At 51.4% G+C, this 22,541-nt stretch carries 21 protein-coding genes and 1 pseudogene; 8 read left to right on the top strand and 14 right to left on the bottom strand.

The annotated features are described in order from the left end of the window. Positions 1–141: 141 nt before the first annotated feature. The 6 genes from MIH18_RS12655 to MIH18_RS12680 all read right to left on the bottom strand — a co-directional run bounded on the left by MIH18_RS12655 (position 142) and on the right by MIH18_RS12680 (position 6,075). A complete protein-coding gene (locus MIH18_RS12655; protein ID WP_249006845.1) occupies positions 142–1,452 on the bottom strand; it encodes a TRAP transporter large permease subunit in 1,311 nt (436 codons plus the stop codon). 1 nt (position 1,453) lies between these two features. Further along, positions 1,454–1,957 carry a TRAP transporter small permease subunit gene (locus tag MIH18_RS12660; RefSeq protein ID WP_249006846.1) on the bottom strand — a complete coding sequence of 168 codons (504 nt, stop codon included), beginning with the start codon at positions 1,955–1,957 and terminating at the stop codon, positions 1,454–1,456. Between the two features lie 57 nt (positions 1,958–2,014). Further along, the gene (gene dctP / locus MIH18_RS12665; protein ID WP_249006847.1) at positions 2,015–3,028 is read right to left on the bottom strand and encodes a TRAP transporter substrate-binding protein DctP; all 1,014 of its coding nucleotides are present in this window, start codon (positions 3,026–3,028) and stop codon (positions 2,015–2,017) included. Between the two features lie 58 nt (positions 3,029–3,086). Further along, positions 3,087–3,695, bottom strand: a complete 609-nt coding sequence (gene leuD / locus MIH18_RS12670; RefSeq protein ID WP_249006848.1) for a 3-isopropylmalate dehydratase small subunit — start codon at positions 3,693–3,695, stop codon at positions 3,087–3,089. Between the two features lie 6 nt (positions 3,696–3,701). Continuing rightward, positions 3,702–5,099: a 3-isopropylmalate dehydratase large subunit gene (gene leuC, locus MIH18_RS12675; protein ID WP_249006849.1), complete on the bottom strand. Its 1,398-nt coding sequence runs from the start codon at positions 5,097–5,099 to the stop codon at positions 3,702–3,704. Positions 5,100–5,283: 184 nt separating this feature from the next. After that, complete coding sequence (locus tag MIH18_RS12680; RefSeq protein ID WP_249006850.1) at positions 5,284–6,075, bottom strand: GntR family transcriptional regulator; 792 nt, start codon at positions 6,073–6,075, stop codon at positions 5,284–5,286. Positions 6,076–6,210: 135 nt separating this feature from the next. Between MIH18_RS12680 and MIH18_RS12685 the strand changes: the two genes are divergently transcribed. The 8 genes from MIH18_RS12685 (at position 6,211) to MIH18_RS12720 (ending at position 14,080) form a co-directional block, all read left to right on the top strand. Further along, positions 6,211–6,768 carry a tautomerase family protein gene (locus tag MIH18_RS12685; RefSeq protein WP_249006851.1) on the top strand — a complete coding sequence of 186 codons (558 nt, stop codon included), beginning with the start codon at positions 6,211–6,213 and terminating at the stop codon, positions 6,766–6,768. Positions 6,769–6,857: 89 nt separating this feature from the next. Continuing rightward, positions 6,858–7,754 (top strand): oxaloacetate decarboxylase, encoded by an 897-nt coding sequence (locus MIH18_RS12690; protein ID WP_249006852.1) that lies wholly within the window; start codon positions 6,858–6,860, stop codon positions 7,752–7,754. 38 nt (positions 7,755–7,792) lie between these two features. Continuing rightward, the gene (locus MIH18_RS12695; protein ID WP_249006853.1) at positions 7,793–8,470 is read left to right on the top strand and encodes an isochorismatase family protein; all 678 of its coding nucleotides are present in this window, start codon (positions 7,793–7,795) and stop codon (positions 8,468–8,470) included. A gap of 74 nt (positions 8,471–8,544) precedes the next feature. Beyond that, a complete protein-coding gene (locus MIH18_RS12700; protein ID WP_249006854.1) occupies positions 8,545–9,489 on the top strand; it encodes a polysaccharide deacetylase family protein in 945 nt (314 codons plus the stop codon). Beyond that, positions 9,486–10,418 carry a polysaccharide deacetylase family protein gene (locus tag MIH18_RS12705; RefSeq protein WP_249006855.1) on the top strand — a complete coding sequence of 311 codons (933 nt, stop codon included), beginning with the start codon at positions 9,486–9,488 and terminating at the stop codon, positions 10,416–10,418. Before MIH18_RS12700 ends, MIH18_RS12705 begins: the two co-directional genes overlap by 4 nt. A 3-nt stretch (positions 10,419–10,421) precedes the next feature. Further along, on the top strand, positions 10,422–11,834 hold the full coding sequence (locus tag MIH18_RS12710; RefSeq protein WP_249006856.1) for an FAD-dependent oxidoreductase: 1,413 nt from the start codon (positions 10,422–10,424) through the stop codon (positions 11,832–11,834). Between the two features lie 110 nt (positions 11,835–11,944). Further along, on the top strand, positions 11,945–13,513 hold the full coding sequence (locus MIH18_RS12715) for a hypothetical protein (protein WP_249006857.1): 1,569 nt from the start codon (positions 11,945–11,947) through the stop codon (positions 13,511–13,513). A gap of 216 nt (positions 13,514–13,729) precedes the next feature. Beyond that, complete coding sequence (locus tag MIH18_RS12720; protein ID WP_249006858.1) at positions 13,730–14,080, top strand: RidA family protein; 351 nt, start codon at positions 13,730–13,732, stop codon at positions 14,078–14,080. A 38-nt stretch (positions 14,081–14,118) separates the two neighbouring features. On the opposite strand, the gene MIH18_RS12725 is transcribed toward MIH18_RS12720, so the two are convergent. The 8 genes and pseudogenes from MIH18_RS12725 to MIH18_RS12760 form a co-directional block, all read right to left on the bottom strand. Then, on the bottom strand, positions 14,119–16,005 hold the full coding sequence (locus tag MIH18_RS12725) for a methyl-accepting chemotaxis protein (protein ID WP_249012550.1): 1,887 nt from the start codon (positions 16,003–16,005) through the stop codon (positions 14,119–14,121). A gap of 461 nt (positions 16,006–16,466) precedes the next feature. Beyond that, a pseudogene (locus MIH18_RS12730) lies at positions 16,467–16,651 on the bottom strand (IS66 family transposase); the annotation flags it as partial. A gap of 301 nt (positions 16,652–16,952) precedes the next feature. After that, on the bottom strand, positions 16,953–17,438 hold the full coding sequence (locus tag MIH18_RS12735) for a hypothetical protein (RefSeq protein ID WP_249012551.1): 486 nt from the start codon (positions 17,436–17,438) through the stop codon (positions 16,953–16,955). After that, the gene (locus MIH18_RS12740) at positions 17,438–18,805 is read right to left on the bottom strand and encodes an amidase (RefSeq protein ID WP_249006861.1); all 1,368 of its coding nucleotides are present in this window, start codon (positions 18,803–18,805) and stop codon (positions 17,438–17,440) included. Before MIH18_RS12740 ends, MIH18_RS12735 begins: the two co-directional genes overlap by 1 nt. After that, positions 18,802–19,479, bottom strand: coding sequence for a DUF2848 domain-containing protein (locus MIH18_RS12745; RefSeq protein ID WP_249006862.1), 678 nt, complete (start codon positions 19,477–19,479; stop codon positions 18,802–18,804). Before MIH18_RS12745 ends, MIH18_RS12740 begins: the two co-directional genes overlap by 4 nt. A 36-nt stretch (positions 19,480–19,515) precedes the next feature. Then, positions 19,516–20,799 carry a TRAP transporter large permease gene (locus MIH18_RS12750; protein ID WP_249006863.1) on the bottom strand — a complete coding sequence of 428 codons (1,284 nt, stop codon included), beginning with the start codon at positions 20,797–20,799 and terminating at the stop codon, positions 19,516–19,518. Next, positions 20,796–21,392 carry a TRAP transporter small permease gene (locus tag MIH18_RS12755; protein WP_249012552.1) on the bottom strand — a complete coding sequence of 199 codons (597 nt, stop codon included), beginning with the start codon at positions 21,390–21,392 and terminating at the stop codon, positions 20,796–20,798. The genes MIH18_RS12750 and MIH18_RS12755 overlap by 4 nt, the downstream gene beginning before the upstream one ends. A gap of 64 nt (positions 21,393–21,456) precedes the next feature. Further along, on the bottom strand, positions 21,457–22,521 hold the full coding sequence (locus MIH18_RS12760; protein ID WP_249012553.1) for a TRAP transporter substrate-binding protein: 1,065 nt from the start codon (positions 22,519–22,521) through the stop codon (positions 21,457–21,459). Between the last annotated feature and the right edge of the window lie 20 nt (positions 22,522–22,541).

Here is a 22,541-nt window from a genome sequence, read left to right on the forward strand (position 1 = left end):
TTGATTGGCATAGGGATCGTTTTTCCCAAAACCGGTAATCGAACAATAAAATAGGTCCGACTCGACCTTTTTCATGCACTCATAATCAAAGCGGTAACGCTTGAGTCCGCTCCCAGCAGCAGGGGCGGACTCAATCTGATCTCACGACAAATACGGTAGCCAGGTAACCATTCCGGGGAAGATAACCATTATTATCACCAACAAAATCGAACACAGAATGTAAGGAATTGACGCCATATAGATCTCTTTCATTGTGGTTCCTGGCGGCGCAACACCCTTCATAACGAACAGGTTGAGGCCCAAGGGTGGTGTTGAAAAACCCACTTCCAGAGCAACAAGAGTTACAATAGAAAACCATATCAAATCAAAGCCTAATGACTGCGCCAACGGAAAGAAAAAGGGCACAGTGATCATCATGATGGATATCGCTTCCATGAATGTTCCCAGTACCAAAAGCACTAGAAACATAGCCGTCAGCATAAGCAATGGCGATAAGTCAAAGCTGATCGCCCATTGGATCAAACCGCTGGAGGCGCCTGAAAATGCGAGAAGCTGGCTGAACGTAGCAGAGCCAAAAACAATCAGATAAGCCATCAACGTAACTCTCAAAGCACCCACCACGGATAGCTTGAACGATTCAAATGTCAGAGCCTTGAACAGGGCCGCCAAAACAATAATACCAAGAGCTCCAAAAGCAGCCGCCTCTGAGGGCGTTGCAAAACCGGTTAACATCATGATGACGATCATTACGATGACGCTCAGCATCGGCATGATATCTCTGGCAAAAAGTTTGATTTTTTGTGTCAGCGATACGGGCTCGACATCATAGGCCGGTGCCGCATCAGGATCGATTTTTGTCTTAATCCAGATTGTCACCATATAAAAGATGGCCAGAAGCAGTCCTGGAACAATGCCGGCGATCAAAACATCGCCAATGTCGAGCTTAGCAAGCGTAGCCAACAACACTGCAATTGCTGACGGTGGGATAATGATAGCCAAACCGCCAGTACCCAAAATCGGCCCGATCGACATATGTTTCTTATACCCGCGACGTTCCATTTCTGGAACTAGCAGAGAACCCAACAAGGCTGTCGAACCCATAGATGAACCGCTCAAGGTCGAAAAAGCAGTGCCGCCTACCACGGTGACGTAAGAAAGACGCCCCGGAACCCGTCCCATCAACTGATCGATCGCATTGAACATTCTCATGCCCAGCCCGGTTCGGAAAAACAACTCTCCCATTAGAAGAAACAGAGGGATCGGCACCAACCCGAAATTAGACAGCGCGCCAAATCCATTACTCAATAGCTGAGTAAGCCCAACTTCACCGCCCATGAAATACCACGCACCCACAATATTCGCGCCAATAAAAGCAAACGCAACAGGTGCTCCAATAAGCATCAGAATCAATACGGCGGATAAAAGGAACAACAACGCTTCGTGCCAGGCCATATTAGAGTTCCCCGCTTTGAACGCTATGGAAAGCATTTTTGGAAAAAATAAAACGAGTAAACTCGATTCCCATTAGCGCAAAGCTAATCGGATAAGCGACAGTAAGAATCCACATTGGAACGAAATAGGTTCTAACATCGTAATCACCGCCCTGAATGTTAGAAATTACCAACTCCAAACCTTTCCAGGCAAGTACAAAGCTAATGACCGCGCAAATCAACATAACCAGTCTGGACACCGCATCTAGAATTTTTGGAGGTAAATTACTTATGGCCACTTCAATATAAACATGTCCTTTCTCCCGAACCAGCCAAGGCGCCCCGAGCAAGGTAAGATAAAACATTGAATATTCAGTCGAGGTAAACAGCCAGGCCGGAGGTTGAGCGCCAAAGTTTCGAATCAGCACCGACAAAACCACCGCAACCATCAACCAGATCAGCATTAGCCCAGCTAAAAATGCAAAGGCATTAACTAACCTGTCATAGAAGCGAATGAATGAAGACATAGAACTACTCGTCATCAAGATGGGAGTAAAGCCCGGCCAAAGCCGGGCTCCTGTTTACTATTCGGAAGCAGGCTTATTGAATTTCTCGACGAGGTCTTTGTAATGAGTCAAACCGTCAGGGTGCTGCTCCATACGAGCGCGCATCCGGGCCAAAGAAGCATCTTGAGCAGCTTTTAGATATTGGCCAGCTACTTTGTCACTTAAGACAAACGGTTTCATTCCGTTATCTTCCAAGATCACTTGCTGCTCATTGGAGAGGTCAGAAAATGCCTCAGCACTCTTGCGCTCGTGCTCGATAGCCACTTTCTGCAAGATATTTTTTGCTTCGTCACTCAGCCCATTCCAACTCTTCTGATTTACGATTACACCCATATCAGTGGAGTAAAAGGCCGGATCAACCCGGTAATTCAGAAACTTATCCCAGTTGAGATCCTTCATGCCAATTTGAGTCCAACCCGTTGCGTCAACCACGCTTCGCTCCAGAGCCGAATAAACCTCGGTAGTCGGTAAGCTGATAGGCTGAACGTCAAGATAATCTGTAAAGAAGGCATCGTATACTGGGTTACTGCGCAAACGCATGCCCGACATGTCCAGCCCGTCGTCGGCATCCAGCTTTGGTTCGTTAATCGTATAAAGATTGTACTTCACACCGCTATCGAACCAACCTAAATAGTAGACGCCCATTTTTTTCTGGTGAATTTCATTCAAAAGATCGATACCACCAGATTCACGGGCATAGATGGCATTGGTATTAGAGGAAATCAGAGCGTCTCGCTCAGGAATACGACCCGCATAAAAACTTGCTGCAGTGTAGGCCATATCAACCACACCGTTACGAGCGGCATCAGGCTGCTGAGATAACCCGATAACTTCAGGTCCACCAAGAACTCGTATACGAATTACCCCTTCACCTTGTTCGTTAACCTCATCTACAAACTCTAAAAAGCTTTGGGTGTAGATCAAAGAAGTAGGGAAGGCATGGACTGCTTTTAGCTCCTGTTCATTGGCCATAGCGCCCATTGTAAAAAGCATTGAAATACCAGCAGTAATAGCAAGGTTAAATTTTTTCATGGCGATCTCTTATATTTTTTTATTTAGGTTAATGGCTATTGGTTTTTCAGCATTTAAATTATCCCAACCAGGGATAGGACTTCCGGTACTTCTCCCTGAAAGTTGCGATTTTTGGCGCTTCCGCCAGTGTTAGGTCAATATCGTCCCATCCGTTGAGCAGTTTTAACTTCCAGGTTGCATTGATATCGAACGGGATCGTTAATTCCTCACATGTGATAATTTGCGCTGCCAAATCAATATCGATCTGGTTGAGCTTCCCAGCCAACGCTGCCAGCAACTGTTCACAGTCCTGCTCAGATACCAATGCCGGAAGCAGGCCATTGTTCACTGCATTAGATGCAAAGATGTCACCAAAACTGGGAGCGATTACGCAGCGGAAACCAAAGTCTACCAATGCGTACACCGCAGCTTCGCGGGATGAACCACCGCCAAAATTGCGTAAAGCAACCAGAACTTCTGACGAGCCGGCATTGCCAGTATTAATAGTATTCAGAATAGAATCTTGTGGCTCTCCGCCGGCATCAAACCGCATGTCATGCAACAAAAAGTTGGCGTAACCATGCGCTCGAGACTCTTTCATAAATCGTGCTGGAATTAGCTGATCGGTATCGACATTTTCAAGTGGTAACGGGCAAACCAGCGAAGACAACTTAATGAATGATTTCATGTCCGATTACCCTAAAATGTCGCGAATGTCGGTAAGGTGCCCAGTGAGCGCCGCTGCCGCAACCATGGCGGGGGACATCAAATGTGTTCGAGCACCGGGCCCCTGACGCCCCTTGAAATTGCGGTTCGTTGTGGACGCGCAGCGCTCTCCGCTGGCAATAAGGTCGCCGTTCATTCCTACACACATCGAACAGCCAGATTCTCGCCATTCCAGACCTGCATCGATGAACGCCTTGTCTAGGCCCTCAGCTTCCGCTTGAGCTTTTACCAATGTTGACCCGGGAGAAACGATTCCAGGCACCTTGCAGACCTTGCCTCGCAAAATCGCCGCCGCTGCTCTGAGATCTTCAATACGGGCATTGGTGCAAGACCCAATAAAAACTCGATCAATAGAGATTTCAGTTAACTTTTGACCAGGTAACAACCCCATATAGTCGAGGCTATCCTGAATTTGATGCGCCTTGCTTGGGGAACCTGCTTTCGCTGGATCTGGCACAAAAGCCCCAATCGGCAAAGCATCTTCGGGCGACACACCCCATGTGACTGTGGGCTCTATGTCTTCACCTCTGAGAACAACCTCGCAATCGAATTTCGCATCATCATCACTGTAAAGGGTTTGCCAGTACGCAACAGCTTGCTCTAACGCTTCACCTTTCGGTGAGTATGGGCGGCCTTTAACGTATTCGATTGTCTTTTGGTCTGGCGCTATCATGCCGCACCGACCACCACCCTCTATAGACAAGTTACATAGGGTTAAGCGCGCTTCTACACTTAGATTACGAACAACGCAGCCAGCGTACTCAATGGCGTAGCCTCGTGCGCCATCCGCTCCCAGGCGCGAAATCCAGGCCAAGGCAATATCTTTGGCAGTTACGCCCGGTGCAAGCTGGCCATTGATGGTTATCCGCATCCGTTTAGGTTTGTCTTGCCACAATGTCTGCGTTGCTAATACATGAGCAACTTCAGACGCGCCAATACCGAACGCAAAAGCACCAAGTGCCCCGTGGGTTGAGGTGTGGCTATCACCACACACCATCAACAAACCTGGCTGAGTAATCCCCTGCTCTGGGCCGACCACATGAACGATGCCCTGACGCGGGTCATCTAAACCAATCAGCGTTAGGCCATGGCGGCGGGAGTTGTCCACCAACTGTTGAATAACGTTGCGAACTTTAGGCTGTATCGCAATCAAGCTGCGGCTAGTGGTGGGGACGTAATGGTCTGCCACACAAATCGTGTATTCAGGATGCCGTACCAATTGCTCGCGTTCGGCTAACTTGTTGAAGGCGTGAAAAGAGCCTTCATGAGCTAGATGCAGGTCAACCCAGAGCAGGCTTTGGCCTTCTTCATTTTGGCAAATTTCGTGGGCCTGCCAAATTTTATCAAACAGTGTTTTACCTGCCATTGCCCTACTCTCTTTGTGATCCGTGGATCGCCGCCCGGCGCCTTCAAGCAAAAAAATCCGGCTAGCTGTCGCTTATTATAGTCACTAAATGTATTATTTACTATACAGATAAAGGTATACCACTCGTTTAGATGATGTCAACCACTGATAGCAACCAGATCACCTTGTTTGAATTGGCTTGTTATTAACCCTGACCGGGTGCAAGTGGCTGCCAATAGCGCCCGTCTTCACTGCCAGTGCGACACAGGTCAATCTCAATGCGGTAACGGTCTGGGCGATAAAGGGCATGCAAATGTTCAACTCCCTTGCCGTCTTTGTCGTACACCACACGTGTAAGAGAGATCAGAGCGGAACCTACCGCGACGTCCAGCGCATCAGCTACATTCTTTGTCGCCAAGGTTGCGGAGATAGTTTGTGTAGCGTGATCTAGGTGCACACCACTTCGCTCAAGCAGCGCAAACAAAGGCGTTGTTGTCAGTTCATTTTCGTTGTAACTCAGAGCTATGCGCTCCGGGACGTATGTCGTGAGATATGAGAAGGGTTTGTCTTCAGCAAGACGAACTCGAATGGATCTTTGTACGCGGTCGCTAGGTCCTAGCCGCAAACGTTCCCGAACGTCATTCGACGGTTGGCCATAGTTGAATTCCAGCAATCGAACGCGAGAACTCTCACCAAGTTTCACCATATTAGGAAGAAGATTAGAAACGCTGGCTGTCATGACCGTTGCACCTAATGGCCGCTCACATACCAACGTGCCTACGCCAGGCTTGCGGATGATCATTCCTTCCTTGGCAAGCGCTTCCAGTGCACGGCGCACCGTCACCCGTGATACTTGGTGCTCCTGGGCTAACTTCAGCTCTCCCGGAATCTTACTACCGGGCACCGCGAGCCCGCTGACAATGGCGTCCTTCAATAACAAAAACAACTGATGGGACTTGATTCCGCCAGGCCCGTTGGCTTGCGTGGATGTAACCATGTTGCTTATCTCTCAGTTACTCGGCCGTCTAGACTTGACAGCTCATAGAATGGCACATATAAATGTATTATTTATAGAACAATGAAAAACTGAACGAAACCGCAAAAAGCACTCGCAGCGAAAAGGGGAATTAATATGCCGATGTTACAGGTCAGTCTGCTCTCGGGCTACAGCAATGCGCTGAAGGAACGCATGACACAAGCCCTTACCGCCGCCATAGCGGGCATTACGCGTGCCAAGCCCGAAGCCATTTCCATTTGGATTAACGAGGTCGACTCAAGCAACTACAGCCGAGGAGGCGTGGCGCGCCAACCCGGTATCGGAGCCGCTGATCCTACTTCTCTGGTTCACGACTATTTAATGGCTATGGAGCAGCGCGAGCTGGAAAAAGCTCAACGTTTTCTGGATGAGAACTTTGTGATGGCATTTCCCGGCAGTGGCGAGCTGACATCACTCAACCAGGTTGTCGAGTGGTCAAAAGGCCGGTATCAGTTTGTTAAAAAAACTCTGGAATCGACAAACGTTGCCTACGAGATGGATAAGATTGTGGTGTTTGTCAACGGCACATTATACGGCGAATGGCCAGACGGTACGCCCTTTGAGGGCATACGTTTTATAGACCGGTTTGAGATTTTCAATGACCGACTGGTACGACAAGACGTCTGGAATGACCTAGCAACGGCACAAAGATGACCACCAAACACCGGTGAAATCAATTAATCCCTAGCAGGGCGCTAAATTCGCAGCTGCTGACCCACGAAACTCAGACTGAGCACTTACTTATGCCCCACAAAAACGGCCTCACTATTGCGATGACACTGAAAGATCGGCTGCAAAGCCCAAACATTATTGTTGCCCCTGGTGTATACGATGCTCTTAGCGCTTCATTAGCAGAGCAGGCAGGCTTCGACACCGTGTATCTTTCAGGTGCCAGCTTGGCTTACACCAAGCTTGGTCGCCCAGATATAGGCCTGATGAGCCTGACCGAAATCAATGACACTCTGGCCCACGTTCGCGAGCGCAGCGAGATATCAGTCGTGGTGGATTGTGATACGGGTTTTGGTAATGCGCTCAACGTGATGCGCAGTGTTCGTATACTAGAGCGATCTGGCGCGAACGCCATTCAACTAGAAGATCAAACGTACCCTAAGCGCTGTGGTCACCTTCAGGGTAAGACACTGGTCCGTACCGGCGAGATGGTAGGTAAAATCAAAGCGGCTCTAGACGCAAGGCATAGCGATCAAACCCTGATTATCGGTCGCACGGATGCTATTGCCAGCGAAGGTATCGGTAGGGCGTTGGATCGAGCTCAAGCCTACTACGAGGCGGGCGCAGATATGGTGTTTGTGGAAGGCATTCGTTCGTCTGAGCAAATCGATCAGGTTATGAGCCAGTTCAAGGGTAAGATCCCGGTGATGGCAAACATGGTTGAAGGCGGCGACACTCCGCTTCAAGACGCGACCACGCTGGAAGCTATGGGCTTTTCAATGGTGATCTTCCCCGGTGCGCTGGTTCGCGCATTCACTTATATGGCGTCTCAGTTTTTTACCATGCTGAAAGCCGACGGTACCACCAATAATTTCCGCGATCGAATGCTGGATTTCAAACAACTTAATGATTATCTGGGCACCCAAAGCATGCTAGAGCTCGGTCAGCAATACGAAGACGGTACCCGCTGAGCCAAGCCCACACCCAATTTTATGTCAGGAAGAGCAATATGATTAGCAGTGATAAAACCGCAAAAGAGATTTTCTACGAAGTCATGCAAAATCCGCAGCGCGTGCCGTTTGGTTTCGGCAAAAAAGCGATTTTGATCAACGTCGACCCACAAAAAGCCTATACACGCACAGATCTTTACAAGACAGCCTATGAGACCGACCCGCGCCAGCTGGAATATGTAAACAAATTGTCCAAGCGATTCCGCGACCTGAACTGGCCGGTGGTATGGACCCATGTTGCATTTTTGGATTCGGCGGAAGATGCTGGCATTTGGGGCACTCGAACAGACACCCCTGACTCCCTTCAGAATATCAAATACGGTTCTGACCGTGCCGCTTTTGATGAGCGGTTAGAAATAGACGCCTCCCGCGATGTGATCTACAGCAAGCGTATGCCGTCGGCATTTTTTGAAACGCCGCTGCAGTCGCTGATGGTTTGGCACCAGGTGGATACCGTAATTATCACCGGTGGTTCCACCAGTGGTTGCATTAGGGCCACCGCCGTTGAAAGCCTCTCTCGTGGTTACAGAACTATCGTTCCTGAGGAATGCGTGTCTGATAAACATGAGAGCTATCACTTCGCCAACCTGACCGATCTGCACCTGAAGTACGCCGACGTGATGGGCGTTCAAAGCGTACTGGGCTGGCTCGACGAGCAAATTTCCAATAAGGATTAAAAAGCCTTCTCGACGCGGTGTGGCTTCCAATGCCTCACCGCATGCACCCCGCGAAAGAAAAGAGGCGGAGCCTTATGAAAGAGAGTCTCGGCGTTTACGACTATTGGCCGTATAAAGATCGTCCAAAAATTCAGTGGCCCAACGGGGCCAAAGTAGCCTTATGGGTTGCACCCAATATTGAATTCTACGAACTGGACCCGCCCGATAACCCTCATCGCAAAGCCTGGCCGCAACCCAGCCCTGCTGTGCCGGGTTATTCCATCCGTGATTACGGGAACCGAGTTGGCCACCGTCGTCAGATGGATTTACTCGACAAGTATGGTATTCGTGGTTCCGTGTCTTTATCCGTCGCGCTTTGCGAGCACCATCCGGAAATCATCGACATGTGTTGTGAGCGTGACTGGGAGCTATTCAGCCACGGAATTTACAACACACGCTATACCTATGGTTTGAGCGAAGAGCAGGAACGCGACATGATTCGCGATTCTATCGAGACTATTTATCGCCATAGTGGACAAAAATGTGCAGGTTACCTGGCACCGGCGTTGTCACACTCCGAGCGCACCCTGGATCTGTTTTCTGAAGTGGGTTCAGAGTTGTTCGGCGATGAGGCCGGCATCTATACCTGCGATCTCTTCCATGACGATCAACCTACCCCAATTATGGTTCGCAATAAAAAGCGCTTTATTTCCATGCCCTACTCGCTGGAAATGAACGACACCATTGTTTATGCAGTGAATAAGGTAGAGCCTCGCCATTACGGCACAATGCTAAAACGCCACTTCGACCGCTTATACGAAGAGGGTAAAGAATCAGGCACGGTTATGTGCATTCCCACGCATAATTATCAGGTGAGCTGTCCTCACCGCCTCAAAGCGTTCGAGGAAGCTCTGGAATACATCACCGGTCACAGCGATGTATGGGTTGCCACTGGTCGGGAAATTGCCGACTACTACCTCAAGCATTATTACGATGCGGCCCTGGTGGATATTGAAACCAAAAAGGGGAGCATAAGATGAGTCTCGACAACTATTTGGAGTACCCTCAACGCTCCTACGGCCCGGATCACGACCGCTTCAGTTGGTCGATGCTGGCTGACCGCGCGCCGATAAAATGGCCTGACGAAAAACGGGTGGCGGTGTGGATTAACACGTCTTTGCAGTTCTATCCGCTCAATCAGCGTGGAAAACCGTTCAAAGTACCGAATGGGATGGCCATGCCCTACCCTGATCTGCGCCACTTCTCCCTTCGTGATTACGGCAATCGCGTGGGTATTTATCGATGCTTGAAAGCCTTTGAGCGCTACGGTGTACGCCCTACTTTTGCCATTAACAGTCAATTAGCTCAAGACACACCTTATCTGCTTGAGCAATTGAAACAGTTTGATGCGGAGTTCATTTGCCACGGCTGGAATATGGATCATCTGCATTATGGCGGGCAAGATGAACAAGAAGAATCTGAACTGGTCAAACGCTCTGTTGATACGCTCAACGCACTGATAGGAAAGCCGGTACGCGGATGGCTAAGCCCTGCTAAGAATCAAAGTTGGAAAACGCCAGACCTGCTCGCCGCAAACGGCATCGAATATTGTTGCGACTGGGTCAACGACGACATGCCTTACCGCTTCGATACCGAGAATGGGCCGCTGACGATGATGCCCTTATCTACTGAACTGGAGGATCAATTTATTATTGGTCAGAACTTTCACTCAGAAGATTCGTGGGTTGAGCAGATAAAAGATGCTTTCGATTTCCTGCTGAAAGAATCTGCTACTCAAGGCGGTCGGATGCTGGCACTTAACATACACCCCTGGATGATGGGCCAGCCCCACCGCATTAGCAGTCTCGAAGCCGTTTTAGAATACATTATGGGACACGCAGAGGTGTGGCAGGCAACAGCCGGAGAGATCCTTCAGGCATTTAACGCGCAAACACAAAAAAAGGATTGATTCATGGCGGACGTCAGAAACGATGGTGCGACTATCAACTTTGATTTCAGCATTCCCTTGGTCATTATCGGTGGAGGCGCGTGTGGGTTAGTAGCTGGTTTAGCCGCCCTGTCAAAGGGGATTGACGCCGTCATCCTTGAAAGGGACGGCACTCCCAGAGGAAGCACATTCATGTCCTCTGGTTTCATCCCCGCCGCTGGCACACGTTTTCAGAAAACCGCCGGGGTAGAGGATAGCTCCAGCCAAATGGCTGAAGATATTCTTCGTAAAAACTACAACGAAGCGGATCCCGCCATTGTTACGGCCCTGGCCGAAGCCTCGGGCGAAGTCATTGAGTGGCTTGCTGACAAGCACCATATCCCGTTTGAAATCGTCGACGGTTTTCTTTATCCGGGCCACAGCTGTATGCGTATGCACTGCACGCCTCGCCGAACGGGTGAAGAGCTGATGTCCTGTCTGTTAAATGCCGCAGAGCAAGCCGAGCTTCCAATTCTTACCGAAGCTCACGTGACAACCTTACACATCGATGATGACAGTCGGGTGCGTGGTGTGTCGTTCCAACGCAGAGACGGCTCTATTGAACAGGTTGGCTGCGATGCACTGCTGTTAGCCTGTAATGGCTACGGTGGTAACCCTGAATTGATGGCTAGCCACATTCCACAAATGGCAAGCGGCCTGTATTACGGGCACCCAGGCAACCAGGGCGAAGCGGTCATTTGGGGCGAAGCGTTGGGTGCAAGTCTTAAAGACTTGGGCGCTTATCAAGGACACGGATCACTTGCCTGGCCGCATCAAACTCTGATTTCCTGGGCCGTAATGATGCAAGGTGGAATACAGCTTAACCAACGTGGTGTGCGCTTCTCTAACGAACATAACGGATACTCGGAGCAGGCTGCCAAGGTGCTGGCTCAGCCAGACCAGATTGCATTTAACGTATACGACGCCCGCATTCATGAACAGTGCCAGCAATTTGAAGACTACCGGAATGCTCACGCCGCTGGTGCGATTAAAATATTCGAATCTGCTGAAGCGCTTGCCGATGGGCTAGGTTTACCGAACAAAGCCGTGCTAGATACTTTCAGAGATATGAAGAAACTTCAAGAAAATGGCGAGGCAGATTCGTTAGGCCGAAAGTTCCCCCCAGAACAGACACTGGTGGCCCCTTATTACGTGATTCGAGTAACAGGCGCTCTGTTTCACACCCAGGGCGGGCTGGAGATTTCAACCACTGGAAAGGTTATTGATAAGCACGGACAACCACTGCCTAACCTGTTCGCCGCTGGTGGCGCTGCGCGGGGCGTTTCAGGCGCCGGCGACAGCGGTTACCTATCGGGTAACGGTCTGCTCAGTGCCGTTGTAATGGGCGTTTTGGCAGGCAGAGATGCGGCAAAGCTGATCTCCGAAGGCAGTTTTTAGCCGGTGGTTTAGCGTTATTAAAGCGCACTCCGCTTTGGCTATGGGTTTCATTAGACGGTCACAGGAATCATTTAGACTCGGCTCCTCATTCCAAAAAAGAGCAGCAATCCATGTCTGGTGATTCTTCCCTTCTCGTTGAAAAGCTCTGGCGACTAAAACGGCGCATTGGCAAGGGGCAGTGCCCTGGCGTCGAGTTCGTTCATCTGAATATGCTGCTTCGTGAGCCAGATTATCGGGCAGACGTCCTGAGACGCGTGGAATTGTCAGGAACCGCCGAGCTAAAGGCATTGGCCAAAGAAATCCAACTCGGCGATGACGGCCAACCGTTAATGGTGAAGGAAGGCAGCGCTCGTTCCGAATCGTCTCAGCCTGTGGAACAAGAGACCGCAAGCTGGTTCAAACGGAACGCTTCAATTTTTATTCCAGTGGTAGCAATAAGCTCAGTCGCTGTAGGGTTCACTGCATTCGAGAATCGTGCCGTGCGTATCAATTCAGATATCGTCGTTGATACAACCTGGGAAACGGGAAAGAGCTACATTCTGGAGAAAACGATCTATGTTGAGCGCTCGAACCTGACGATCGAGCCCGGGGTTATTGTGGAGGGAGAGAACGGGTCTGCACTTATTGTAACCACCAGTGCAAAACTGTTTGCGCGGGGCAAAGCAGACAGCCCTGTTGTCTTTACCAGCGCCCAGAAAGAAGGAAGTCGATCTCGTGGCGACTGGGGTGGCATCGTTCTACTCGGCAACGCTCCCGTTAACGAGCCCAATGCGTCTATTGAGGGCTTGGCAGAAGCAGAAAACCGGGGACTCTTTGGTGGAACCGACGCTAACGATTCCTGCGGCGTTGTTGAGTATGCTCGCATCGAATTCGCCGGTTTCGAGGTATACAGAGACAATGAGCTAAACGGGCTCACTCTGGGCGGCTGTGGCAGAAACACCATCATCAGAAATGTTCAGGTGCACCGTTCTCTCGATGATGGGATTGAGATGTTCGGCGGCAACGTCGACCTAAAAAACATCGTCGTTTCAGGAGCGGGAGATGACAGTATTGACTGGGACTGGGGCTGGACAGGAAACGTTCAGTTCGCAGTCATTCAGCAGCATCCGGATGCTGGAGACAGCGCCTTTGAAGGCGACAATAACGGGAACGATCACGAAGCACTGCCACGATCAGAACCCAGCTTTTACAATGTGACCCTCGTGGGTGGCGGTAACGGCCCGAAAAAACACCGCGGTCTTGTTCTGCGAGAAGGGTCCGGCGGACACTTTCATAATATGCTGATTGATAGTTACGCTATTGAAGCCATAGATGTCAGAGATGAAGTGCTGTCGTTGACAGATCAGGGGCTTCTCAGCTTTGGCAATAACCTGCTTGCGAACTTGGGCAAAGTAAGCCCGGAAACCGGGAAGGGTGACGATGACTTTGGTTTCGACGAACAAAGCTGGATGGATCAGCCATCGCATAACAACACCTTCCGTGTAGCAACGGCACTATTCCCAACAGCCAACGACCTGAAAAACCCGAATTTTATGCCTCGTGTACCGTTAAAACAAATGAACGCAACACGTCCGCCTCAAAGCGAATTTTTCGATGAATCCGCTAATTTCGTTGGCGCTCTAAACCCGGTCTCTGCAACCAGTTGGCTGGATGGCTGGACTCTCTTCCCCGACTCCTGAGCCGAATATGCCGGTAGTCAGTAAACTCTATCGCTCTTCCGACCAAAGCGAAGCTGGGTGCATATTCTGTTATCGTTCGTTGTCGATATCCACCCGTCCAACGCCTGGACCGGTAAAACGAATGAGATTGCAGGCACAGGCCCTCTTTTCGCCACCTGATTGGGCCGAGGTGCTTCAGTTCTTTTCTTAATTCAAAGATCTTACTAAGAGGGATTTATGGAAATTCAACGATTTGAAACAGGCAATCGAATGAGTCGCGTTGTTGTTCACAATCAGACTGTGTATTTGGCTGGCCAGGTCGGCAACGCCACTGATGACGTCGCTGATCAAACTCGTGAAGCACTTGCCCGAGTTGATGCATTATTAAAGAGCGTTGGTTCCAGCCGTGAAGATTTATTGCAGGTGGTCATCTGGCTGTCTGATATGGCCGACTTCGAGGCTATGAATTCGGTGTGGGACGCGTGGGTACCGGCTGGCCACGCCCCTGCCCGGGCTTGTGGTGAGGCACGCCTGGCAAGGCCTGAATTAAAGGTTGAATTGATCGTTACGGCTGCAGCAAAAAGCTAATTTGATTTAAGCCGCAGCATGATGCTGCGGCTTAAATCTCAAACCCTGAAGCGGGAAACGTTCTTGCTTAGGGTTTGGCCAATGGTTTCGATATGACCACTGTAAACATCGTTCTCACTTGCGGCAGCGGAAGCCTCTTGGCCTTGGTCTGCGATGCGCGTGATGGATGCGTTGAGCTCTTCGGTCACTGAGGTTTGCTCTTCAGAAGCCGTCGCAATTTGCATTGTCATCTGGCTAATGGACGTTATTGCATCAGCCACCCGGTTCAAAGCGTCCATAGCGTCCTGAGCTTTCTCCATGCTGACATTGGATACAGCCTTGGACGCGTTCATCCCAGCGACGGCATCATTAGCCCCCTTTTGCAGGCGCTCAATCATGCTGTTTATCTCTTTGGTGCTAGTCTGGGTTCTTTGAGCCAGGTTTCGCACCTCGTCCGCTACCACGGCAAATCCGCGGCCGGCGTCGCCCGCACGAGCCGCCTCTATTGCGGCGTTCAGTGCCAGCAAATTGGTTTGTTCTGCAATTCCCTGAATGACTTCAAGCACCGAGGTAATCGAGGTTACATCTTTGCCCAAATTGTTGATGACTTCGGCTGCAGCATTCACTTCTTGCGCCAGTTTTCGCACCGCATCCCTGGATTGGCCGACGGTTTCCAATGAAGCCCGGCTTTCCTTATCAGCCGTATTGGCCGCATCGGCTGTTTGCTGAGCATTCTGGGCGATTTCACCCGCGGCTGCAGACATTTCGTTGATGGCAGCTGCCACCATATCCACTTCGGCTTGCTGGCCTTCAACGCTCAACCGGCTTGCGCTGGCGGTCTTTTTCAATGCGACCACATTCGTTGCGAGGTCATCACTACCACTTAGAACATCGTGCACTACCACTTGAATATTTTCGATAAAGCTATTGAAGCTGCCCGCGAGTTCTCCGAATTCATCCTTGGCACTGGCATCCAGGCGCTGGGTTAAATCGGCCTCACCAGAACTGATGTCTGCCATTGCAGAGTTCAAACGCCGCACTGGGGCCATCAGTATTTTGATACACACGTGTAAAATGAACAGCGATACCAGTAGGCCGACGAGCGCGAGGATTATCCCGGTCATACGGGCACTTAGCATGGGAGCGTTGATTTTGTCGACGTTCACAAAAGTGCCCAAATACCAGTCAACGCCCCGCGCTTCTTTAATCGGGTGAAAAGCGACGCGCCACGCCACATCGCCTGATTCATAGAATTGACGATGCCCATCAAACTTGGGGGACACCCCAATCAGGCTTTTGATATTTTGCCCAATCAACTGACTGTCGGGATGGAACAGAACAACACCTGACGCGTTAACCAGGCCCGCATAGCCAGTCTTTGCCAGCGTTATGGTTTCAAGCATTTTACTGATAGCTCTCAAGCTTATATCTGCGCCTGCCACACCACCGTTACTTCCACCGCTAACAGGAGCCAAAGCGGTAATGATGGTTTCGGTGCTCGTCGCGTCGCGATATGGCTCGGTAAACGAAGCCTTACCTTCCGCCATGCCTTTTTTGTACCAAGGGCGACCGCGGGGATCGAAGCCAGCCGGGAGTGTTGCTTGCGCAGCCGTTGACTCCATCAGCATGCGACCCTCTTTATTACCGATATACACATTGAAGAAACCACCAGCGGTCGAAACAGTTTGTAAAATGTTACGCCTCTGCTCATCACTCGGTGCGTTTCCAAGGCTTTCGGCCGCCGCCTCAATCATCACTAACCGAGTATTAAGCCACTCAGCGATACTGGACGTGTTCTGCACCACTGCGTCCGCAATCAGTGCGTCGATGTAGGTACTTGTTGTGCTCTTCAGCCGCATGTCGCCAACCATCGTAATAGCGCCCATAACAAGCACCAATAGTATGCCAAAGGTGACCAAGAGCTTTTGCCCGAAAGTTAGTTGCACAGTATGTCCTCGTCTTTTTGGAGGCGACTTTTAAAAATAGGTACGTATAAAAATAAGTACGTAGAGTTTACTATCGGCTGGCATTGCGAAGTCTTGAGTAAATTCTTCGACTGATTAAAGACGAGCCATAGCAACAAAAAAGCCCCCTGATCCATGAAGGATTGCAGGGAGCTTTTTTGTTCAAGCCTTGAAGTACTCGAACGATTGGTGTCACCCTGTAGTGGTAAACTGAATTTGGTCACAACTTAAGAGACAAGTTGATATCTTGCCTCAGTTGCAGCGGGCGTACGCCTGCCACTAAAAGTATGAGGCCTGATTACGGTTGATCGTTGGTAACGATCCCAACCTTCGACCCCACTCGCAATTGACTCAGCGCCTACATGTTTACCTGATCTTGCAGTTGATTGATTCGCCGGCAGATGACCCTGTTCATTTCCAGCAACTGGTCGATCGTCATGTCTTCAATGCTCATGGCTTACAGACTCCGGCTGGCTTGTCTGTCGGGATGGCGCGGATCCACCAGGGATCTCAGCGACTTGTCCGCGAACCGCAATTTCCAGAGCTTTGGCGGTAAGTCAGCCACCTGGCTGGCCGGGTGTTGGCTGATGCTTTGCAGCACGTCCACCAGGTAGGTGCACGGATTCAGGTCGTACAGTTGAAACTGGCATAGCCGATGTCCTCCTGCTTGCAAAATTGCATGACTGATAAACCGCTGTCACGCTGCTTATCAACCAAGGACTGCCATTGTTCCTGGGGTCGGTGTTTTCTCATGGGGGTAACCTCGTGCTGGGAAATGTGAGGCTACTGTAGAAAGAAATTCATCGGGATGGCAGGACGTCTTGGAATGAACGCTCACAGGCAACATGGTAAGCCAGCAGGTGCAGGAATGGTCTTCAACTCACGATTTTTATTCAGGGAACCGTAGACCGCCTCTTACGTATCCGGCTTTAACAGGTTTCCGTTGTTACCTTGGGCACAAGGGCTCGTTGATACTGCCGCTGACTGACGAGAAACAGGGCGGCGCTGACAACCAGCGAAGCGATCAAAGAGGCTGTAAAGGTCATCATGGGTGGCAGTTTACCCGCCGTCATAGCAAGCACAACAGTGAACGCCACGAGGCTCAGCATGCCCTTTTGGGCGATGGTGACGGTTGCCAGGCCAAGACTAACCAACGCACTGAGGCGGCCCGCCGTCATGACAAAACAGATGCTGAAAAACAATGTCGCTACAAGCGCGTGCAGCGTCGATAACGCCGCCGACTGGATAAACTCAACCGAGCGCTCCTGCAGCATGAAAAAGTAACCGGGGCCTAATATGATTGGCGTTCCTGCAATGATTCCACCCAGTCTTGGCCCCAGCTTATTTACGGCCAGAGAGACCCCGATCACCACCGATGCGGTGGCAATCAGTTTTATCACAATGACCCCAAGCATTAGTATTTCAGTGCCTTTTCCATCGCTTGCGCCGTTCCCAGTAATGCACTATCAGTGCCATTACGACCAACCAGCATCAGACCACTTGGCAAATCACCGGAGCGATGGTTAGGTAGCGTGATGGCGCACAGGTCCAGCAGATTAGCCACCGTTGGGTTGCGCAGAATCAGCAGGTTCAGGTGTGCATAATCTTCGTCAGTTTCGAGTTCGCTCAGTAGCGGCGGCTCAATAGCAACCGTGGGCGCAAGTAGTCCGTCGTAGGAAGCCAACCATTCATCGGCCTGCTTTTTGCGCACAGCGCGACGATGCAACAGCTCTAGATAATCTGCGGCACTGATGCCCGCCCCCCTTTCAATACGTGTGCGTACACGGGGGTCATATTCATCGCCATGCTGCTGCAACCAGTCGCGATGAATATGGTAACTTTCCGCTGCGGTAAAGCCGCCGCCTTCGAGCAGTTCGGGCAGCGCGTCCAACACGGGGGCTGGCGCTTCTACAATATAAGCACCGCAGTCGCGCAACCGCTGAAGGCTGCGAGAAAAGGCTTCAGAAATCGCCGGAGACACATCATCCAGCATGTAATTGGTCGGTACGACAAAGCGACGACCACGTAAGTCCACAGGCGCGCCCGCTTGCCAACGCTGACCAGCAAGAACCGCATCAATACGCGCGCAACACTCAACGCTGCGGGCAATCGGGCCAATGCTGTCCAGGCTGTCGGAGAGTGGAAATGAACCTTCACGAGGGATTCTTTGCTGGGAAGGCTTAAACCCAACCAGGCCACAAAAAGCCGCCGGAATTCGCACTGATCCACCGGTGTCGCTACCAATAGCTGCCACAGCCATACCGTGGGCCACCGCTGCAGCCGCTCCGGATGATGATCCACCGGATATCCGCCCCGGTGCCAGCGGGTTTGCCGGCGAACCATAGTGGGGATTGAGCCCGAGCCCTGAGTAGGCGAACTCCGTCATGTTGGTGTGGCCGGTAATAACTGCACCAGCCCGGCGCAGGCGGGAAACAATCAGCGCATCGCTCTGTGCCGGCTGATTCCACCACTTGGACCCCGAGTGAGTGACTTCATCAGCCACATCAAACAGAACCTTGAGCGCTATCGGCAGCCCGGCGAGTTCACCCAGAGGAACCTTGCCCTTCTGGAGTGCGTCGATGGCTGCCGCTTCGGCTTTTGCCGTTCGGTCAAAGCGGGCCGTATAGACCAGATTGGCGGGGTCATCATGCTGGTCAATGTTGTCCAGACAGGCTTCGAGCAACTGGCTTGCATGCCATTTGTTCTGATGCATCCCGTCAAGTAGCGACGATAATGTCGCTTCTGACAGATCTACAGGAGCCAAACCAGACTGCTGATTCATTTCACCACCGATAATGTCTTTATGTGATAAAAGTGCTCGATTTTCCGGCTCGTTACCGGGTCCTCAAGAACCATGCGGAAAGCTTCGGAGGGGCGTACACCACCGATCACCGGCAGAGTGCCACACAGCATGGCCTGACCAGGCGCGAGCTTCGTTTCATTCAGGCCAAATCGTTGCAACAAATCCTTTGGGTGTAAAAGCCCCGTTACACCACCAGTCTGGTAGAGCACCTCTTTACCGTCAAACGTAGCGTACGAGGATATTTTCAGCTCATCCCAGTGGTCGATAACACTTTCCAGCGTCCACACCTGCTGGCTCACAGGCTTGGCACACACTTGCTTGGAATGCGCCACGGACCAGGCCTCGGCTTCCCGATCGGTGTGATCGGAACCAATGCCTACAAACGTGCCCTGTTCGGTGCCAATCAGAACAACTTCCACTTCACCGCTGGATTCACCGCCCAGCACCTGCACCGTTTCAGCAGTTGTCAGTTGATCCGCCGACACGCGGTAGAACAAAGGTGTGCTTGAAGGCGGCGTAACGCCAATCACTTTGAGCTCTTCAATGTGTTCATCGATTCCAGCCTGCTCACGCCCTGCCCATCCAGCAATAATGAGCTCCTGGACATCAATTTCGAGGGCGTCGTTAGTATCCGCTAAATAAAAGGTTGTCATGAAATAATCCTGTTGTTGCTGTTCATGAATGAATAATTACGTCAGTACCCCGGGCAAATACAACGCCAATGACGGGAAAATAATAAGCAGCACGACCATGAGCAGCATGAACCCTACATAGGGCATGGCTCCGATCATCACATCATTGAATGAGCCACCCTGACGGACGCTCTGCACCACATAGAGATTCAGCCCCACAGGCGGTGTAATCAGAGCCATTTCAATCAGAACAATCAACAAGATGCCGAACCAGACCGGATCAAAACCCAATGCAATAATAATGGGTGCGACAATCGGAATGGTGATCACCATCAGAGACAGTGTCTCGATGAAAAAGCCCAGAACGATGTACAAAGCAATGATAAGCATGAGCGTCATGTACGGCCCGAGGCCGGCTGAATCCAGAAACGAACTCAGTTCACGCGTAATGCCTGTCGAGGCCAGAACGAAGTTAAGAAAATACGAGGCGATGATAATCAGCACAATCATGCCGGTTGTCCGCATGGTCCCGTCAAGGGCTTCGATCACAACACTCGTGCTGAGCTTGCCCATGAACAGCGCAATCAGAAGCGCGCCAATAACACCTAGGGAGGCGGCTTCCGTGGGCGTTGCCCAACCGGCGTAAATCGAGCCGACAACAATACCGAACAGCACCAGTACCGGAACCAGGCTTGTCAGCCCTGAAAACCGCGCGCGCCAGGTATGATGCGTGCTTGGCCCGCCAAGCGAGGGCCGCCAAAGGCAGATCAATGCCGTGCCCACCACAAACAGAAACGCCAGCAACAGGCCGGGTATAAGCCCCGCTGCAAATAGCTGGGGAATTGAGGTCTCCGTGAGGAAGCCGTATACGATCAGGTTGATCGACGGAGGAATCATGATACCGAGGGTGCCACCGGCGGCAATGGAGCCGGTGAACAGCTTCGGATCATAGTTCATGGCTTTGCCCTGAGGGATTGCAACCGTGCCTATGGTGGCGGCCGTCGCAACACTGGAACCGGACGTTGCCGAAAACAGCGTAGCGGTGGCAATGTTGGCATGAAGCAGCCCGCCCGGTAGCCAGGAAAGCCAGCTTTCAAGCGCCCGGTACGTACTCTTGGCAATTCCGGTTCGAACCAGAATCTCACCCAGCAATATGAACAGTGGAATTGCGATCAGCAGAAAACTGTCTGACGCCGACCACAAGACATCCCCCATCGCGTTAATCAGCGGAAAGGGAGAAAAGAACTCGTCAAGAAACAGCCCCAGCACAATCAGTGTGGCGGCAACCGGCACACTGAGCACGAGCAATACCAGCAAAACAACCAGCGAAATAAGAATCATCGGGCAGCTTCCTTATTCTCTTCAGCAACCTGATCATCAAGCGTTGGGCTGCCAGCAATTCTTTGCACGTCTTCGATGTTGCCGCTTAAAAGGCCAAAAAGAACGCGAAGAGACAGCAGAACAACCGCAATGCTGAACCAGAAAAGGCCAATCAGCCACAGTACCTGGGGTATCCACACAGGCGTGCTAAGGGGCGTGTTTGCTCTGGCACCGCCGGTGTAAGACAGCAGGGTAACGTCAAATGCTGCTCCCACAACAAGCACGCAGAAGAGCGCAAGAGATAGCAGGGCAATCAGATCAAGCACGCTACGCACACTGATCGGTAGCGTCAGATACAAGGCATCAATCCGGATGTGAGCTTTGCGCATAAGCGTGTAGGCAAAAGCCCAGCTTGAGCTGATGGCCATGATGTAGCCGGTCAGTTCGGTGGCGTGGACACCGGATCGACCAAAAATTTTGCGTGAAAGCACCTCTGTGGTAACGAGGCCGACCGTGAACAGTATAAGAAAACCTCCGGCCCTGGCCATCCACAGTGATCCGACATCTACACCGACAAGTAACCGATCCAGCCCGCTATTGATCTGCTGTAACATAGGATTCTCCAAGGCGAACGAGGGCTGTCTGTGACAGCCCTCGTTCTTTCAACTGACCAGAGTATTACTTGGCCGCTTTAAGACCCGTTACCTTGCCGATCGTCTCATTCCAGCGATCAACCCACTTTTGGTCAACACGGCCAGCCCAGTTGGGCAACAATGTTGCCTGAAGATGGCGAGACACTTCAGTGAAATCGGCGTCAGTTGCTTCAACCAGGACCATATCTCCGGATTCACCGCGCGCGCACTCACCCTTTCCGGTCAAGCAGGCGATACCTTCGCGAGTCTCCTCAACGGCAGACTCCCACACGGGATCCTCATAGTTGACCTGAATCTCGTTCTGCAGCCAGTTCTGGGTGTCTGCAGACAGTGAGGCCCACTTTTTGCCATTCATTGCGGTGATCACGTAGTCCCAGCCGCCCACAGGCAACGGATAAAGATGCGTGGACACCTCATACCAGCCAGAGCTGTAGCCCGAGAGCGAGCCGGTCACCGCACAGTCGATAACACCGCGCTGCAATGCGCCCGGCACTTCGCTGTAATTCAGGGTTATGCCTTCAGCACCGAGAGCCTGCAGAAACTCTGCCGTAGTGCGCCCGCTGGCGCGGATCTTTTTGCCTTTCAAGTCCAGAAGCCCTTTGATTTCAGTGTTACAAAACACCACCTGGGACGGGTATGGAACAACGGCGAGCACCTTTGCGTTGTCGAAGCGCTCGGCAAAGGCGTCGGAAAGCACGGGGCGATAGGCCTCTGCTATTTTTCGTGCGGTTTCCACATCTGGAGCCATCATCGGCATATCCAGGCCTTCAATCTCAGGGGCATCTGCCACTGCGTAGTCCGCCACCGTGGAGGTCACTTCAATCACGTTGCGCGCCATCAAGCGGTAAACTTCTCCTCCACCCAGACCCATCTGGTCAAAAGTAGTCACCTCGGTTGTGATCCGCCCGTCAGAAGCTTCGGGTATGTGCTCCTGCCAGAACGGCTTTTCGAAATTTTTGTACAGGGACAAGCTGCTCCAGCTCCCGACATAAGAAATACTGGTCTTATCCAGTTCCTGAGCCGATGCCTGTGATGCAGTCACCAACATTGCGGCGGTCACTGCGGATACAAGATATCTTCTTGTAGTCATTGTCATTGTCATCTTCCTCT

Source organism: Marinobacter sp. M3C (assembly GCF_023311895.1).
GTDB lineage: Bacteria > Pseudomonadota > Gammaproteobacteria > Pseudomonadales > Oleiphilaceae > Marinobacter.

Bases quoted from the DNA above. Each gene is read 5' to 3' on its own strand.
- MIH18_RS12745 (WP_249006862.1), bottom strand. From the start codon at position 19,479: ATGACAACCTTTTATTTAGCGGATACTAACGACGCCCTCGAAATTGAT.
- MIH18_RS12750 (WP_249006863.1), bottom strand. From the start codon at position 20,799: ATGATTCTTATTTCGCTGGTTGTTTTGCTGGTATTGCTCGTGCTCAGT.
- MIH18_RS12660 (WP_249006846.1), bottom strand. From the start codon at position 1,957: ATGTCTTCATTCATTCGCTTCTATGACAGGTTAGTTAATGCCTTTGCA.
- MIH18_RS12705 (WP_249006855.1), top strand. From the start codon at position 9,486: ATGAGTCTCGACAACTATTTGGAGTACCCTCAACGCTCCTACGGCCCG.
- MIH18_RS12720 (WP_249006858.1), top strand. From the start codon at position 13,730: ATGGAAATTCAACGATTTGAAACAGGCAATCGAATGAGTCGCGTTGTT.
- MIH18_RS12735 (WP_249012551.1), bottom strand. From the start codon at position 17,438: ATGCTTGGGGTCATTGTGATAAAACTGATTGCCACCGCATCGGTGGTG.
- MIH18_RS12740 (WP_249006861.1), bottom strand. From the start codon at position 18,805: ATGAATCAGCAGTCTGGTTTGGCTCCTGTAGATCTGTCAGAAGCGACA.
- dctP (WP_249006847.1), bottom strand. From the start codon at position 3,028: ATGAAAAAATTTAACCTTGCTATTACTGCTGGTATTTCAATGCTTTTT.
- MIH18_RS12690 (WP_249006852.1), top strand. From the start codon at position 6,858: ATGCCCCACAAAAACGGCCTCACTATTGCGATGACACTGAAAGATCGG.
- leuC (WP_249006849.1), bottom strand. From the start codon at position 5,099: ATGGCAGGTAAAACACTGTTTGATAAAATTTGGCAGGCCCACGAAATT.
- MIH18_RS12755 (WP_249012552.1), bottom strand. From the start codon at position 21,392: ATGTTACAGCAGATCAATAGCGGGCTGGATCGGTTACTTGTCGGTGTA.
- leuD (WP_249006848.1), bottom strand. From the start codon at position 3,695: ATGAAATCATTCATTAAGTTGTCTTCGCTGGTTTGCCCGTTACCACTT.
- MIH18_RS12695 (WP_249006853.1), top strand. From the start codon at position 7,793: ATGATTAGCAGTGATAAAACCGCAAAAGAGATTTTCTACGAAGTCATG.
- MIH18_RS12700 (WP_249006854.1), top strand. From the start codon at position 8,545: ATGAAAGAGAGTCTCGGCGTTTACGACTATTGGCCGTATAAAGATCGT.
- MIH18_RS12715 (WP_249006857.1), top strand. From the start codon at position 11,945: ATGTCTGGTGATTCTTCCCTTCTCGTTGAAAAGCTCTGGCGACTAAAA.
- MIH18_RS12710 (WP_249006856.1), top strand. From the start codon at position 10,422: ATGGCGGACGTCAGAAACGATGGTGCGACTATCAACTTTGATTTCAGC.
- MIH18_RS12680 (WP_249006850.1), bottom strand. From the start codon at position 6,075: ATGGTTACATCCACGCAAGCCAACGGGCCTGGCGGAATCAAGTCCCAT.
- MIH18_RS12685 (WP_249006851.1), top strand. From the start codon at position 6,211: ATGCCGATGTTACAGGTCAGTCTGCTCTCGGGCTACAGCAATGCGCTG.
- MIH18_RS12655 (WP_249006845.1), bottom strand. From the start codon at position 1,452: ATGGCCTGGCACGAAGCGTTGTTGTTCCTTTTATCCGCCGTATTGATT.
- MIH18_RS12760 (WP_249012553.1), bottom strand. From the start codon at position 22,521: ATGACTACAAGAAGATATCTTGTATCCGCAGTGACCGCCGCAATGTTG.